At 40.9% G+C, this 15,470-nt stretch carries 12 protein-coding genes; all 12 read right to left on the reverse strand.

What is annotated here, in order from left to right; all coding sequences use genetic code 11:
• Nucleotides 1-57: 57 nt before the first annotated feature.
• A complete protein-coding gene (locus tag DCC39_RS09245) occupies nt 58-1,611 on the reverse strand; it encodes an acyl-CoA carboxylase subunit beta (protein WP_116554606.1) in 1,554 nt (517 codons plus the stop codon).
• 110 nt (nt 1,612-1,721) lie between these two features.
• On the reverse strand, nt 1,722-3,044 hold the full coding sequence (locus tag DCC39_RS09250; RefSeq protein ID WP_116554607.1) for a (Fe-S)-binding protein: 1,323 nt from the start codon (nt 3,042-3,044) through the stop codon (nt 1,722-1,724).
• Nucleotide 3,045: 1 nt separating this feature from the next.
• On the reverse strand, nt 3,046-4,452 hold the full coding sequence (locus DCC39_RS09255) for an FAD-binding oxidoreductase (protein ID WP_116554608.1): 1,407 nt from the start codon (nt 4,450-4,452) through the stop codon (nt 3,046-3,048).
• A gap of 25 nt (nt 4,453-4,477) precedes the next feature.
• Complete coding sequence (locus tag DCC39_RS09260; protein WP_116554609.1) at nt 4,478-5,605, reverse strand: glycerate kinase; 1,128 nt, start codon at nt 5,603-5,605, stop codon at nt 4,478-4,480.
• 103 nt (nt 5,606-5,708) lie between these two features.
• Nucleotides 5,709-6,530: a sugar phosphate isomerase/epimerase family protein gene (locus DCC39_RS09265; protein WP_165820820.1), complete on the reverse strand. Its 822-nt coding sequence runs from the start codon at nt 6,528-6,530 to the stop codon at nt 5,709-5,711.
• A gap of 13 nt (nt 6,531-6,543) precedes the next feature.
• Entirely contained in the window at nt 6,544-7,707 is a 1,164-nt protein-coding gene (locus DCC39_RS09270) for a dihydrodipicolinate synthase family protein (RefSeq protein WP_116554610.1), read from the reverse strand.
• A gap of 70 nt (nt 7,708-7,777) precedes the next feature.
• Nucleotides 7,778-8,947, reverse strand: coding sequence for a Gfo/Idh/MocA family protein (locus tag DCC39_RS09275; protein ID WP_116554611.1), 1,170 nt, complete (start codon nt 8,945-8,947; stop codon nt 7,778-7,780).
• A gap of 445 nt (nt 8,948-9,392) precedes the next feature.
• Nucleotides 9,393-10,232 carry a helix-turn-helix domain-containing protein gene (locus tag DCC39_RS09280; RefSeq protein WP_116554612.1) on the reverse strand — a complete coding sequence of 280 codons (840 nt, stop codon included), beginning with the start codon at nt 10,230-10,232 and terminating at the stop codon, nt 9,393-9,395.
• 196 nt (nt 10,233-10,428) lie between these two features.
• Entirely contained in the window at nt 10,429-11,883 is a 1,455-nt protein-coding gene (locus tag DCC39_RS09285; protein ID WP_116554613.1) for an aldehyde dehydrogenase, read from the reverse strand.
• Between the two features lie 14 nt (nt 11,884-11,897).
• Entirely contained in the window at nt 11,898-12,869 is a 972-nt protein-coding gene (locus DCC39_RS09290; RefSeq protein ID WP_165820821.1) for an ABC transporter permease, read from the reverse strand.
• Nucleotides 12,870-12,871: 2 nt separating this feature from the next.
• On the reverse strand, nt 12,872-13,900 hold the full coding sequence (locus DCC39_RS09295) for an ABC transporter permease (protein WP_116554615.1): 1,029 nt from the start codon (nt 13,898-13,900) through the stop codon (nt 12,872-12,874).
• An 11-nt stretch (nt 13,901-13,911) separates the two neighbouring features.
• Nucleotides 13,912-15,435, reverse strand: coding sequence for a sugar ABC transporter ATP-binding protein (locus DCC39_RS09300; RefSeq protein ID WP_116554616.1), 1,524 nt, complete (start codon nt 15,433-15,435; stop codon nt 13,912-13,914).
• Nucleotides 15,436-15,470: the final 35 nt, after the last annotated feature.

A 15,470-nucleotide genomic window follows, 5' to 3' on the forward strand; every position in this document is an offset into this window, starting at 1 on the left:
AAAAGCCCCCTTTTAGTTTGGTTAAATAAAAATGGTTGTTTTAAACTCTAATTCTAATCAAGGACGCATCGTATGTGATTTGGAACCTAAATGTTCTGGTAAAAGTCGATATGCATCATCAATCCATTCACATAGGAGAGGCCTCGTATCGCGCGGATCAATGATTTCCTCAATGCCAAATGCTTCCGCTGTACGAAGCGGTGAACGTACACTTTCCATGTTCGCAGCCAACTCCTCAAGCAAAGCCTGCGGGTTATCACTTGCTTCCAATTCCCTCCGATAGGCCACTTGGATACCCCCTTCAACTGGAAGCGACCCCCAGTCTCCAGATGGCCAAGCGTAACGTAAATTTAACCCGTGGCCATTCGACATGCCAGCCCCGCCCACACCGAATACTCTTCGAATAATAATTTCAATCATTGGTACTGTCGCTTGATAGATTGCTGCGATGGCACGAACGCCTTTACGAATGGTTCCCCTTTTCTCAGCTTCAAGACCGATAACGAGCCCAGGCTGATCAACAAAATTCACGATTGGTACATGGAATGTGTTGCACATATCAACAAAACGTTCGATTTTCTCGCAGCTTTCCACCGTTAATCCGCCACCCCCTATAAACGGATCATTAGCTAAAAACCCAACTGGGTGCCCATCAAGCCTCGCAAAGCCGGTTACTGTTCCACCACCATAATATTTTCCCATTTCGAAAATTGAGTCTTTATCAAAAATCATTTCCAAAATAGGGCGTATTTTGTATGGCCGTCGGCGATTTTTCGGGATGACTGAAATCAATTTCTCTTCTCTTCTATTCCGGTCATCTTGAGATGTTTTAACTGGAGGAAGCTCATACACATTGCTTGGCAAATAAGACAAAAACTTCCGAATATGTTCAAAGGCTTCATCTTCTGATTTGACAACATTATCAATGGCACCGCTTGAACGGTGAACTTGAACACCTCCCAGTTCCTCTTTCGTTAGATTTTGGCCAACACCATAATTGACAATTTGTGGACCGGCGACGAATAACTGAGACGTTTCTTCTACCATGATTGAAAAATGTGAAGCTGCTACTCGTGCAGCACCAAGGCCTGCAACTGAGCCTAAACAAGCTGCTACGACAGGCACGACACCCATATTTTTGACAACGTAGTCCCATGCAGGGTTAACTGGAACGTATGTATGACCTTCTATATCCAAGAATTTGACGCTTCCTCCACCACCTGTGCCATCAACTAGCCGAATGATGGGAAGCTGCAGCTCGTGCGCCATCTGTTCAGATTTTATTTGCTTGCCTCTAATCGCTCCGTCTGCTGCGCCGCCGCGAACTGTAAAATCGTCTGCACCGATAACGACCTTTCTCCCGTTTAACCTTCCGGTTCCATAAAGAAAATTTGCAGGTGTAAAGCTCTTTCTTTCCCCATTTTCGTAAACTGTTTTCCCAGCGATTGCTCCAAATTCATGAAATGATTCTTCATCCAATAACCGTTTTATTCTTTCTCTTACATCCAGTTTCCCTCTTGAACGGTGTCTTTCGACATTTTCTTCTCCACCCATTTTATAAGCTTCTTTTTCTCTCTCACGCAACTCATCAATTTCTTTCTGCCAGCTCAAAAAAATCACTCCTATGTTTTGAATTGTTTTTCTCTTTACTTTAATGAGATTATTACCAATTTCTTTACTAGTGGAAATTCCGGGTTGTAACCAATTATGACATAAAGTGTTCAGTTTATTCCACAAGTTTCGGCCAATACTTCCACAATGTGGACAGCTTCTACTTCATGTTGCAGGTTGCTTCGCTCTACCCCTAACCTCATTTGCAACAGGCATCCTGGATTTGTTGTGACGATTGTTTTTGCGTTTGTATGTTTCGCTTTTTCCATTTTTTTATCCAAAATTTTCATCGATTCTTCAAAATGAAGAAGGTTGTAAATGCCTCCAGATGCACAGCAACGATCGCTTTCTTCCATCTCCACATAGGTTGCACCGGGGATTGAACGAAGAAGATACCTTGGCTCATTCATGACGCCTTGTACATTGCGTAGATGGCATGAGTCTTGGTACGTTATGATTCCGTTCCATTCTTTTTTTAATGGGAGTGGGCCTAATTCCACAAGTACTTCAGTAATATCTTTTGTTTTATTAACAAATGCTTTAGCGCGTTCTTTCCATTCCGGTTCATTTTTGAAGAGTTTATCATATTCACGAAGCATTGCCCCACAGCCACCTGCGTTGTTTACAAAGTATTCAGCAGCGCTTGATTCGAAGGCTTCAATATTTGCTTTAGCAAGTTCTGTTGCTTTCTTTATGAATCCTTGATGTGTATGCAAAGCTCCACAGCAGTTTTGCTGTTTTGGTATGACGACTTCACAGCCAACGCATTGAAGGAGTTCAATTGTCAGGCGGTTCACTCTTGACATAACAGCGTCCATAATACAACCGGGGAAAAAAGCGACGGTCATTTTTTTAGTCGCCTTAGGTGGGAACACTTGTCCAAATTTGTATCTTTCAAAGGGAGATTCAAGCTTAGGAAGTATTTTTTCAAATTGCCCCATTGGCTCTGAAATTTTATTTATTATCTTTGATTTTTGGACAAGCCTGTACATGCCTATACGTTGATAAATCCACGTAAGGTTTCCTAGTGTTCGAAGACGTTTATTGGAAGGAAATAATTGATTTAATACCCTATTTTGCATCTTTACACGGCCACTCGAATTCTTAACTAGTTCTTTATCTTGTTGCTGCATTGTTATGACTTCTTTCGCCGCTTCATAAATTTCCCCATAAGGTACATTCACGGGGCATGCGACTTCACAGGCGCGGCAACCGAGGCATAGATCGATTGGTTCCGCTAGATCCTTTTGTATATCAATTTTTCCTTCGGCTGCCATTTTAACAAGATTGATTCTTCCTCTTGGAGACTGTGATTCTTTTCCCATCGATTCATACGTCGGACAGGCGGGCAAGCAATACCCGCATTGCACACAAGTATTGGCTGCTTCATATGCGAAATCATATAGTTTTAGAGCATATTTATCTTGTTGCATGCTAGCTTAATACCACCTTTGACTGGCCTGGTTGGGGAAAAATTTTCCCCGGATTTAAAATATCGTTCGGATCCCATGCTTCTTTTATTTTTTTCATCATGAGCAGCCCGTCTTTGCCCAGCTCCATTTCCATATAAGGCGCTTTTAATGTTCCGATTCCATGTTCTCCTGATAGTGTGCCGCCAAGTTCAACTGCTGCTTCAAAAATCTCGCTGACCGCGTCCTCCACCCTTTTCATTTCTTCCTTATTTCGTTGGTCTGTAATAATATTCGGATGAAGGTTCCCATCGCCTGCATGGCCAAAGACAACAAGATTAAGCTCGTATTTCTCACGAATTTCATAAAGCTTTTCCATCATTTTTGGAATTTGGCTTCTAGGCACTGTCGCATCTTCTGAAATTTTCGTTGGACCCATTTGGGTAATGGCGGGCGATACCATTTTCCGTGCTTTCCAAATGCTGTCACGCTCTTTTTCATTTGTAGCAACTTTAATTTCGATTGCATGATGCAGCCGGCAAATTTCTTCACATTTTTTAATTTCCTCTTCAATCGCGGCCATATGCCCATCAATTTCAATGATAACGATCGCTTCCGCATCAATTGGCAGGCCGCTCGGTTCGTAGTTTTCCACCGCCCTGATGCACGCGTTATCCATCAGCTCCATCGCACTTGGCAGGATGCCGGCTGATAAAATGTTTGTGATCGCGTGGCCGGAATCAATCAGCCGATTAAAGGAGGCTAAAAGCGTTTTTCTTGCCTGCGGTTTTGGGATAAGGCGCAAAATAGCTTCGGTCACGACGCCAAGCGTCCCTTCAGAACCTACAATTAATCTCGTTAAATCATAGCCTGTCACATTTTTTACCGTCTTGCCGCCTGTCCGGATGATTTCACCTGTCGGCGTGACAACCTCAAGCCCGATGACATATTCTTTCGTTGTGCCATATTTTAATCCTTTCGGGCCGCTTGAATTTTCAAGCAAATTGCCACCAATCGTTGATACGTGGGAGCTGCTCGGATCGGAAGGATAGAACAAACCCACATTTTCCGCCTGTTTATGAATATCGGCTGTAATGACGCTCGGAGAAACAATCGCAAGCAAATTTTCCCGGTCAATGATTAGCTTCTTTTTATATTGTGACATATCAAGAACAATGCCGCCTTTAACAGCAAGGGAACCCCCGCTCAATGATGTCGCAGATCCTCTCGGATACACTGGAATTTTATATTCATTTGCCAGTTTAATAACTTTTGAGATTTCCTCTTTATTAGAAGGCTGGACGACAATGTCAGGTAAATATTCTCCAAATGAAGCATCGAAGCTATAGGAATAGCGATCAGCTAAATCAGTGAGTATACGTTTTTCTGGAAAAATGGATTGCATTAGCTTATAAAGCTGTTCTTGTTCCATCTATCTTCACTCCAAACATCGCAATCTATTGAAAATATTTTAGCATTCTCGCAATACTTCTTGCTTGTTGATAAAGCAATTCACTGGCATTTGCTATCGCTTCATCCAAATCCATCGGCTTATTTATAATCGAAAAACAGCTAATAAACTCGTTATACAATGCTTCATAGCCTTCTCCTAAACTTCCCGATAGTAAAATAGACTTCACATTATGTTGATGTGCAAGTTTGCTAATATACGATGGCACTTTGCCATACAACGTCTGCTCGTCGCTTTTTCCTTCTCCGGTAATAACGAGATCCGCATCAGCCAGCGAAGACCTGATTCCAATTGTATTCGCAACAAGTTCGGCACCGGACTGAATTTTCGCCCCAAGCAACATTAATGCAAAGCCGAGACCGCCAGCCGCTCCCGCACCTTTTCTATATTGGTAAGATTGATCCAATTCACGTTCAATCAATTGAGCATAACGGGACATCGCTGAATCAATGTCTTCCATTTGTTCTTTCGCTACTCCCTTTTGTTCACCAAACACATAAGTGGCACCTTCCTTGCCGCATAATGGATTCGTCACATCACATGCAACAGTGATTTGGCAATCTTTTAATCGATGATCCAATGAATGAAAATCTACCTTTTTAATTTTTCCGAGCGATCCGCCAAATGGGGGAACTTGTTCATCATTTTCATCCAGAAACCGAGCGCCGAGCGCTTGAAGCATCCCTAATCCACCGTCATTCGTCGCGCTTCCTCCAAGCCCGATTATAAACTTATGATACCCACTCTCCAACGCATCAGAAATTGCTTCCCCAATCCCGTAAGTTGTCGTTTTCATTGGATTGCGTTTAGTTAAGGGGACTTGCATTAAACCGGCCATTTTGGCAATTTCGATGACGACGGTTTTCCCATCTCCTAGTAGGCCGTATTCTGACCTTATCTTTTTCCCTAATGGCCCTGTCACGTTCATTTCGATCACGTTTCCTTTTGTCGCGTAGACAAGCGCGTCAAGTATTCCTTCCCCTCCATCAGCCATTGGAAATACATCGACTTGAGCAGAGGGGAGTTCTTTGTTTATCGCCCTTTCAATCGTCCTGCCAGCATCGACGGCTGAAAGGCTTTCTTTAAAAGAATCAGGCGCTACTACAATTTTCATTTCATCACCTTTTTCGTATTATTAAACATATTATTAAACTATTATACAGAAAAAAACTCACTCGGAAATTTCCGATAGTGAGCCACTGTTAAAAACTTTACAGTTATACATATTCTAAATACCGTTTTTTCATTCGTTCCAAAACCTTGTCACCAGGGGTATTCCAAATGTCATGATTGAAAATTTCAACTTCTATCGGTCCGTCATATCCCGATTCCTCAACTGCTTTACGAATGCGATGAATTTCAATAACGCCATCACCCATCATTCCACGGCCCATTAATAAGTCTGGAGTAGGAACTAGCCAGTCGGAAACATGGTAACCCAATATCCTTCCTTTCGCCCGCTTGATTTGATTGTATAAATCCGGATCCCACCATACGTGGAAAACATCAACAACAACTCCTACTTGCTCAGGCCGGTATTGTTCTGCTATTTCATTCGCATGTGCAAGTGACACAATGACGGAACGTTCGGCTGCATACATTGGGTGAAGCGGTTCAATTCCGAGCTTTACCCCATGCTCTTCTGCAAAAGGAACAAGCTGTTCAATGCCTACTTCAACCATTTTGCGGGCAGCCTCGATATCCTTACCGGGAGAGGGTCCGCAAACAAGTACGAGGACATCCGTACCAAGTTCAGCTGCTTCTTCTACCGCACGCTTATTTTCATCAATCCTCTTTTGTCTTTCTTCCTTTGTCGCCGCGGGAAACATTCCGCCTCTGCAAATACTTGAAACTTTAAGGCCCGCATCACGAACGATTCTCTTGCTTTCATTTAAACCGATTTCTTCAATTTTATCTCGCCATATTCCGATCCAAGGAATGCCAGCTCTTACACAGCCCTCAACCGCTTCACGCAAGTTCCATTGGTTTGTCGTTATTTGATTGTGGCTTAACCTATCGATTGATTGCAATTTATCCATCTTTATCCCCTTTCTAGCGAATGCCAGCAAGCGCTAACGTCAGCCGCATACGTTCTGCCGCAAGCTCTGGATCTGATATTAATCCCGCTTCGTCTGCAAGCTTGTAAAGTTCAGCCAAATGTATGATTGATCGGGCGCCTTCCGCTCCGCCAATCATACGAAAATGTGGTTGGTGGCCGTTTAAATACGCCATAAACACAATACCGGTTTTATAGGAAAAAGTAGGCTTCTGAAAAATATGTTTTGATAACGGAACTGTTTTTTCTAGTAATGCATCATAAGTGGCAAGATCGCCGTTATCAAGTGCATGGATCGCCGCCGCCGCTGCAGGAGCAATTGCATCGAATATTCCCAGCAGCGCATGGCTGTAGCCTTGTTTATCTCCTTTTATAAGTGATGGATAATTAAAATCATCTCCGGTATACATGCGTACGCCTTCTGGCAACAGCCGCCTCATTTCTATCTCACGCTTCTCATCAAGCAAAGATATTTTGATACCATCAACCTTATCTTTATTGTTCCAAATGACATTTAAACAAACTTCCATCGCACTATCCAAGTCGGCCGTGCCCCAATAGCCTTCCAAGGCCGGATCAAACATATCGCCAAGCCAGTGTAAAATGACCGGCTGTGACACTTGCTGCAAAATTTTCCCATAAACCCTCTCATAGTCTTCCGGAGCTTGAGCGCAAGCAGCAAGGGCTCTACTTGCCATTAAAATAATTTGGCCGCCATGCTTTTCAACAAATTCGCATTGCTCTTCATATGCTGCTTCAACCTGTTCAAGCGTTATTCGAAAGTTTGGCGCAAGGTGATCAGTTCCTGCTCCACAAGCAACCTTCCCGCCAACAGCTTTTGCTTCTGCTATTGATTTTTGAATAAGCTCTTTAGCCCTTTTCCAGTCTAGCCCCATTCCCCTCTGAGCTGTATCCATTGCTTCAGCAACCGAAAGGCCTAGTGACCATAAATAGCGCCTGTAAGCAAGCGTATGCTCCCAGTCAATTTGTGCATTTGTTAATGGATCAGTATTAGCAAATGGATCACATACAACGTGGGCTGCCGAAAAAACGATTCGACTTTCAAGCTTTCTGCTTGGCACTTGAAACGAGCTTTTATTTGAAGTTTTATATTCATACGTTGAGCCGTCTTCTTTTGGAAGCTTTATTGTTAACCCCATCTTCATTCCTCCATCCATTCAATTACTAATAAAGGGCAAGAGATTTTCTCTTGCCCAACACCAGCAAGCATTATTGTACTGTTAGTTCTTTATACGACAGTTCCGGAACATCAACCCAGCGGCGCTCCTTCCAGGAAGCCAACGCCAATTCAGATAATTGCGTTCCTTTCGCACCTTCCAAAAGATCCCAAGGAAACGGTTCGTCGTTGACAATATGCTTCAGGAAAAGCTCCCATTGGATTTTAAATCCATTTTCAAACGTTTGATTATCCGGAACTGTTTCCCATTGCTCTTGAAAACGAATTGTATTTGGAATATCCGGATTCCATACGGGCTTAGGTGTATTAACACGGTGTTGTGTTTTGCAATCACGCAACCCGGCAACGGCACTTCCTTCAGTTCCATCCACTTGAATCGTTAAAAGATCATCTCGGTCTACCCTAACTGCCCATGATGAGTTTGCTTGGACAACGATACCGTTTTCTAATTCAAAAGTAGCGTATGCTGCATCGTCAGCTGTACATTTGTATCGATTTCCATTTTCGTCAATTCGCTCTGGAATGTGTGTTCTTCCTAGACAAGAAACAGCCCTTACCTCACCGAACAAATTGTCTAGAACGTAGCGCCAGTGGGCAAACATATCAACAATAATTCCGCCCCCATCCTCTTCCCGGTAGTTCCAGGACGGACGCTGTGCTTCTTGCCAATCCCCTTCAAAAACCCAGTAGCCAAACTCCATTCTCACAGAAAGAATTTCGCCGAAAAATCCTGAATCAATGAGGCGTTTTAATTTCAGTAGTCCAGGCAAAAACAATTTATCTTGTACGACACCGTTTTTAACACCGGCTTCCTTAGCTAATTTTGCGAGCTGCATTGCTTCTTCCAAACTATTGGCAGTGGGCTTTTCACAGTAAATATGTTTGCCTGCCCTGATAGCCTTTCTAACATCTTTCGCCCTGCGGTCCGTTGTTTGAGAGTCAAAATAAATTTGATAATCAGGATTCGCCAAACATTCATCAAGGTTCGTACTCCATTTCGGAATATTATATTGTTCTGCCAATGCTGACAGCTTATTTTCGTTTCTGCCGACTAGTATCGGATTTGGCATTATTACGTCGCCACTCGCAAGCTGCACCCCCCCTTGTTCACGGATCGCAACAATCGATCGCACTAAATGCTGGTTTGTGCCCATACGTCCCGTAACACCGTTCATGATGATTCCAGTTTCCTTTATAGCCATCTGTGTACCCTCTCCTTTTTCAATACAATAGCTAAATCTAACTAACTACATTTATTGTAAAAGCGAACGGAAGAATCGTCTTATCCAATTTAGAAATGAATTTGCATTATCAGAAGTCTTCTAAGGAACAGTCATTTTATCCATTAAAAACTTAATTAGAAATCTAGCGATCAGAAATAAATGTGTAAATTTAGCATAGGGAGAAATCTTTTACGGTAAAAAAGTTCTTCTGTTGAAAATAGACTCATGGAACAAAAATCAAAGGATAGGGGGTTGAGCAGTTCTTGAGGAATAAAGAAAGGGTTAAGTTAAATTTTTAAGGAAGACGGATCTTAAATATGAGATTATTGTTTGGATTATTGGTTATTTTATCGATATTCATCAAAATAAGACCTCCAACTATAGTGGAGGTTATGTTATTGCCTCAATTAACAGAGAAAGCACTTTAAGCCATCACATTTTTAACTTTTTTAAAATATTGGTTCGTATTACGAAATTTATTAGGAGACATTCCTACCACATTTCTGAATGAGCGATAAAATGTTGAAAGAGTTTCATAACCAACTTCAAAGCAAATATAGGCAATCTCCTTATCAGTTTCAATTAGCAGTTCTTTCGAACGATCTATTCTTACCTTTTGTAAATATTGTAATGGGGTTTCGTTGAATTTACCCTTAAAAATATTATTTAAATACCGATGTGATATACCAAATTTCAATGATAGGCTTTCGGCGGTAATGTTTTCAAAATAGTGCTTATCTATATATTCACGCATTTGCAAACACCTAACATCATTTGCACTATCAAAGTTTTTTTCTGTTTTTAATCGTATGTACATTAGCAGGGCTTCTAATAAGTAAACAGGTAACGAAAGTTTACATAACGAATCATAATTTGATTGTTCAAATAGCATTTTACGCAACAATTGCTTAATCTCACTTGCCCGAAATAAATCTAATTGAAAATACTGTGATCGGTTTTGACAGACTTTTAATAGTTCTTCTGTAATATTTGGTTCTAATAAATGAGCAGAAAATGCTAAAACAAGTACGGTTAATTTTAAATCCGCCTGTATAGAATGAGGACTGTTTGGGATAATTAATGCCGTCCGGTCTCTTGAAAACTCATAACATTCTCCATCTAATGTGATCCTACCGTCACCATCAAGAACATAAAGGATCTGAAAATTATTATGATAGTGCAATGAAATGTTATCTCCTCTTTGATGTTTATATTCATATAGATGCACTCCTGTTTCTGGAAGTTCCAACCGTGTAAATATCATGATTAGCCTCCTTTTCTGCCTTCATAATATTCTATTAATTCCATTATAAAAAATATTTTAGATTATTCCCACTCTTCCATAGTTGTAATAGATTCAACAGTGCAATTAAATAACCCACCCCTCTCGAAAATAACTTTAAAAGAAGGGTGAGCACAACCATATATAAAAAGTTTATAGACTTGAGAATCTTAACTTTTTAATACTTAATGCAGATATTAGAGACCTCACTATAAAAGTCTAAACTAAACATTCCCCCTTGACGTCCAATACCGCTTTGTTTTTCACCACCATAAGGTGCTCTTGGATCCCTAAGAAACCATGTGTTAACCCATGTCGTCCCAGCTTCAATTTGGTGTGCCACACGTAGTGCTCGATGACTATCCTTCGTCCAAACCGATGCACTTAAGCCATAATGTGTATCATTAGCAAGCTCGATCACTTCTTCCTCGGTGTCGAAGGGATGGATAGTGACTACCGGTCCGAAGATTTCCTCTTTACTTACCCGACAATTTTGATCTAAACCTACGATGACGGTCGGTTGTATATAATAACCTTGCTTTAATTCTTCCACTTTGCCCCCTCCGGTTAATATATTGCCCCCTTCTTCTTTTGCTAATTGGATATATTCAAGTACCCGTTCATAATGTTGCTTACTAATTAAAGCACCAATATTTGTATTTGATTCAAGCGGATCACCTACTATTTGTTCACGAGTACGAGCCACAAATCTTGTTAGAAATTCTTCATAAATGGGACGCTGCACGTATATTCTAGAACCGCATAGACATACAGCACCTTGATTAATAAAACTACTTTTTAATGTTGTTTCAATCACCTCATCAAGATCACAGTCTGCAAAAATAATATTTGGATTTTTCCCGCCAAGTTCAAAGGAAAACCTCTTCAAGCTTTCAGCCCCGGTTTTCATAATATTCTTCCCAGTTGACGTCTCCCCAGTAAAAGCAATCGCCCGAATATCAGGGTGTTCGGCAATTGCCTCCCCCACTGACCTACCCGCTCCATTAACAATATTGACAACACCATCTGGCAAACCAGCCTCTTTGAAAATTTCTCCTAGTAAGGTGGCTGTCATAGGTGTCCATCGCGCTGGCTTCAACACTACCGTATTCCCCATTGCTAAGCATGGAGCAAGTTTGGCACTTAATAATAATAGTGGTAAATTCCATGGATTGATCATCCCCACGACTCCCAGTGGGCGTCGGACGACAATATTCATGGCCCCCACTTCCATTGGGTAAGCGTCTGTACCCATAGCAGAAATAAAATTAGCATAAAAGTGATAGCTTCCGGCAGCACGTGGAATATCAACAGTGCTTGATAGCCATAAAGGCTTCCCAGTGTCGAAGGTTTCCAATCTCGAAAGTATTTGCTTCTTTTCTAAAATAAGGTCGCCAACTTTGCGCAAAATGGCTGCTCTCTCACTTAATTTGGTATTTTTCCATCCGTTGTTAAATGCCTTTTTAGCTGCTTCGACAGCCATATTTACTTCCTCTTCGCCGCCTTCTGCAACCTTACCAATAACCTCTTCTGTAGCTGGATTAATATTTTCAAACGTTTTACCGTTTATTGGAGCAACATACTCGCCATTTATATAATGTAAACAATCCATTCCATTCATGTACTCTTTCATTTAAACCCCTCCAATTATCTTTTATTCGCTTCCCTGCTGTAAAGAAATAGAACGATAAGAATGACAAGGCCATAAATAATTTCTCTACCCGCATCGTTCATATCGAATACGGTTGTAATACTCATTAAGATGTAGATGATAACAGCTCCTGCCAATGAACCTGCATAACCTCCACGACCTCCCATAATCGATGTGCCTCCGATTACAACAGCAGCAATAGAAGGAAGTAAGAATGTATCACCCATTCCAATATAGGATAAACCATAGTAACCAACCAACATCATACCTGCTAGAACCGAAAACAATCCACTAAGCATATACACGAGAATAATAATATAGTTGTTTTTCACACCAGATAGATAGGATACGTTTGCATTCGTTCCTATTGAATACAACTTTCTTCCAAAAGTCGTTTTTGATAATAAAACCACCACGAATATAGATAAAAGAATCCAAATCCAAATCGCCATTTTTATCCCTAAAAACGATCCAGTTCCCAAAAATCTCAGGAACTCTGGTGCAGTTCCCTTTGGATTTCCACTAGTGTAAACATAGGTAACACTTTTAAGGATACTCCCCATGGCTAGCGTCATGATGATTGGTGAGATATGCAAGTACGCCACACCAATACCGTTAAGTGCACCAAAAACTAGGCCTGCAGATAGCATAACTAGTAACGCTATTGTTCCTCCATGTTCAACAGAAACTTGAGTCATAATGACCGCGCCTAAATTCAACATGTAGGCAACAGACAAGTCGAGACCACCAGTTAAAATAACTAGTGTTTGACCAATCGCAACAATTCCTAGAAACGAAGATATTAGCAGTAACTGCATAATGTGGTCTACAGAAAAATAGTTCGGTTGTATTAGCCCTGAAACCATATATAATCCAGTCATGACTAAATAAATCTTTAGTATCCCAAACTTCTTAAAAACGTTAATCGCTGAACTATTTTCCAATGATTTCAATTTAACCTGCTCCATATTCATGGTGTTTCCCCTTTACCATTAACCTTTAAGAACTTTAGTTTCCTCCCTAACTGTGGTAGTACTCCAATTGAAAGCGCTAGCAGAAGAATAAGCCCCTGAACGGCATTTTGATAAAATGATGGAATTCCCCAAAAAATGAGAAGACCCAACACAAGAGATAATATAGATGCACCCGCTACAGCACCGACAAATCCTCCTCGACCACCCGCTAAGGTCGTTCCTCCAAGCACAACAGCAGCAATTGAATTCAGTGTAAATAAATTACTTCCTAACGGATCCCCTGAAGCAGTTTGGGCGGTAAGTAATAATCCACCGCAGGCTGAAAATAGACCCGCTAGTGTATAGGCCCATAGCTTCGTTCGATTGATCTTGATTCCTGATACAAATGCCGAATATTCGTTTCCACCAATCGCATAGATCGACTGACCAAGCTTTGAACGACGAAGAGGGAACCAAACAAGAAAGATAAATATACCTAATACTACCGCGGATACTGGAATAAAGGTAAGGATTCGTCCAGTCAAAACTTCAGAGTAAACGTAAGGTACACTTCCACCAGGTGTCGGTCGAATGTACAAAGCAATTCCTCCAAAGATGGAAGCGGTAGCTAAAGTAACGATGATCGGTTGAAATCTACCAAACACAATAATCAACCCGTTAAGCAGACCAGCAATACACCCAACCGCTAGTACAATAAAGATTGTAATTATTATTCCAAGCCACTGGTTAGTAACCATATTGGAGATAGGCTCCATAATAGTTGCTGCAATGGAATTAGTTAAACCAATCATCGCCCCAATAGAAAGATCTATGCCTCTTGTTAACACTACTAGTGTCTGAGCTAAAGAGGCAACAACAAGTGTAATGACCTGATTAAAAATGGACTGGGAGCCATACCTCGAAAAAAAATCATTCTGGTTTAAAGAGTATAGAACAAGGATTGCTAACAAAATGACGTAAGCCAAGATGGCTTCCTTATTTCGTCTATAAAATACCGATTCTAAAAAATCCCGAAATCGATTCACTTCGTTACCTCCTAAGCGACACCTAGAGCAGCATTAATAATATTTCGATCGGTAATGCTTTCTTCTTCGAGGATACAGGATACTCTTCCCTGTTTAAATACAGCCACTCGATTACACATTCCGACTAATTCAGGTATTTCAGTTGAATAAAAAATAATGGATTTACCTTGATCTGCTAAATCCCTTATTAACTGATAGACCTCTATTTTCGTACCTATATCTATTCCACGGGTTGGATCGGCTAATAAGAGAATGTCAGCTTCTGTTAAAATCGCCTTGCCAATAACAACCTTCTGTTGGTTACCGCCACTTAAACTTCCGACCTCTTGCTCCACATGAGGTGTCTTGATTTTCAATTGTTCAATCGCATGATAAACTGCATTTTTTTCTTTACTAGTTTGAATAAAACCTAGATTTTGCCTTCGATCTAATGTCATGAGTGACAAATTCTCTTTTATAGAGCGTGTCAATAGTAATCCGTCATTTTTTCTATCTTCTGGAACTAAGGCGATCCCTGAATTGATGGCTGATTTCGGTCCATTAAGTGGTATTTGTTTACCGAACACTCTCACTTCTCCTCTGGCAGGATAAACACCAAACAATGCCTGAAGGAATTGACTTTGCCCATGGCCTTGAAGCCCTGCAATACCAAGTATTTCGCCTTTTCTAATTTGAAGATTTAGACCATAAAAACTACTTGAATTAAGATCCCTCACTTCCAGTGCAATCTCATTATCTAAAAGTATAGATTTATCAGGATAGGTTTGATTTACATCCCGCCCCGCAATCATATTGACTATTTGCTCATTTGTAACTGTTCCCCATTCAAAAGTAGACACATAGCGCGAGTCTCTATATACTGTAGCCCTGTCGACAATCTGCTGTAATTCATCCATGCGATGAGAAATAAAAATAATCGTTTTCCCCTGTTTTGTTAGCCGCTTAACTAGAGAAAATAACAATTTTACCTCTTGTGTACCTAAAGCAGATGTCGCCTCGTCAAAAATAATGATTTCAGGATCGCGTGATAAAGCCTTTGCAATTTCAACCAATTGCTGATTTGACAATGAGAGATCACGCACTAAGCTCTCGGGAGAAATATCCATCCCTAATTCTTCAAACAACTGCCTTGTCAGTTTATTTATTCTCTTGAAATCAATGAGACCCCATTTCGTTTTAGGTTCATGACCTAAGTACACATTTTCTGCAACAGATAAATCGGGTACAAGGGAAAGTTCTTGGAATACAGCTACAATCCCTTTATGGGAAGCATCCACCGGTGAATCAAACTGGGTACTTACTCCCTTAAATCGAATTGTTCCCGAATCAGGTTTCACAACACCACAAAGTATTTTAACTAATGTACTTTTCCCTGCCCCATTTTCACCAAGCAATGCATGGACCTCTCCTTTCCTACAAGAGAAAGTACAATCAATTAATGCTTGTACCCCTCCGTATGATTTAGAGACTTGTGATATTTCCAGAATAGCAGGAGTTAACGAGATATTAGTTGGTTCGTCAGCCAAGTGCAGCATCTATCAGCACCTCCAATAGGTGTATAAAGTACTTT

The sequence above is a fragment of the Pueribacillus theae genome (assembly GCF_003097615.1).
Classification (GTDB): domain Bacteria; phylum Bacillota; class Bacilli; order Bacillales; family UBA6769; genus Pueribacillus; species Pueribacillus theae.

Excerpts from the sequence above, each read along its gene's own strand:
- DCC39_RS09250 (WP_116554607.1), bottom strand. The coding sequence starts at position 3,044 with ATGCAACAAGATAAATATGCTCTAAAACTATATGATTTCGCATATGAA.
- DCC39_RS09275 (WP_116554611.1), bottom strand. The coding sequence starts at position 8,947 with ATGGCTATAAAGGAAACTGGAATCATCATGAACGGTGTTACGGGACGT.
- DCC39_RS09300 (WP_116554616.1), bottom strand. The coding sequence starts at position 15,435 with ATGCTGCACTTGGCTGACGAACCAACTAATATCTCGTTAACTCCTGCT.
- DCC39_RS09255 (WP_116554608.1), bottom strand. The coding sequence starts at position 4,452 with ATGGAACAAGAACAGCTTTATAAGCTAATGCAATCCATTTTTCCAGAA.
- DCC39_RS09280 (WP_116554612.1), bottom strand. The coding sequence starts at position 10,232 with ATGATATTTACACGGTTGGAACTTCCAGAAACAGGAGTGCATCTATAT.
- DCC39_RS09270 (WP_116554610.1), bottom strand. The coding sequence starts at position 7,707 with ATGGGGTTAACAATAAAGCTTCCAAAAGAAGACGGCTCAACGTATGAA.
- DCC39_RS09290 (WP_165820821.1), bottom strand. The coding sequence starts at position 12,869 with ATGGAGCAGGTTAAATTGAAATCATTGGAAAATAGTTCAGCGATTAAC.
- DCC39_RS09265 (WP_165820820.1), bottom strand. The coding sequence starts at position 6,530 with ATGGATAAATTGCAATCAATCGATAGGTTAAGCCACAATCAAATAACG.
- DCC39_RS09260 (WP_116554609.1), bottom strand. The coding sequence starts at position 5,605 with ATGAAAATTGTAGTAGCGCCTGATTCTTTTAAAGAAAGCCTTTCAGCC.
- DCC39_RS09285 (WP_116554613.1), bottom strand. The coding sequence starts at position 11,883 with ATGAAAGAGTACATGAATGGAATGGATTGTTTACATTATATAAATGGC.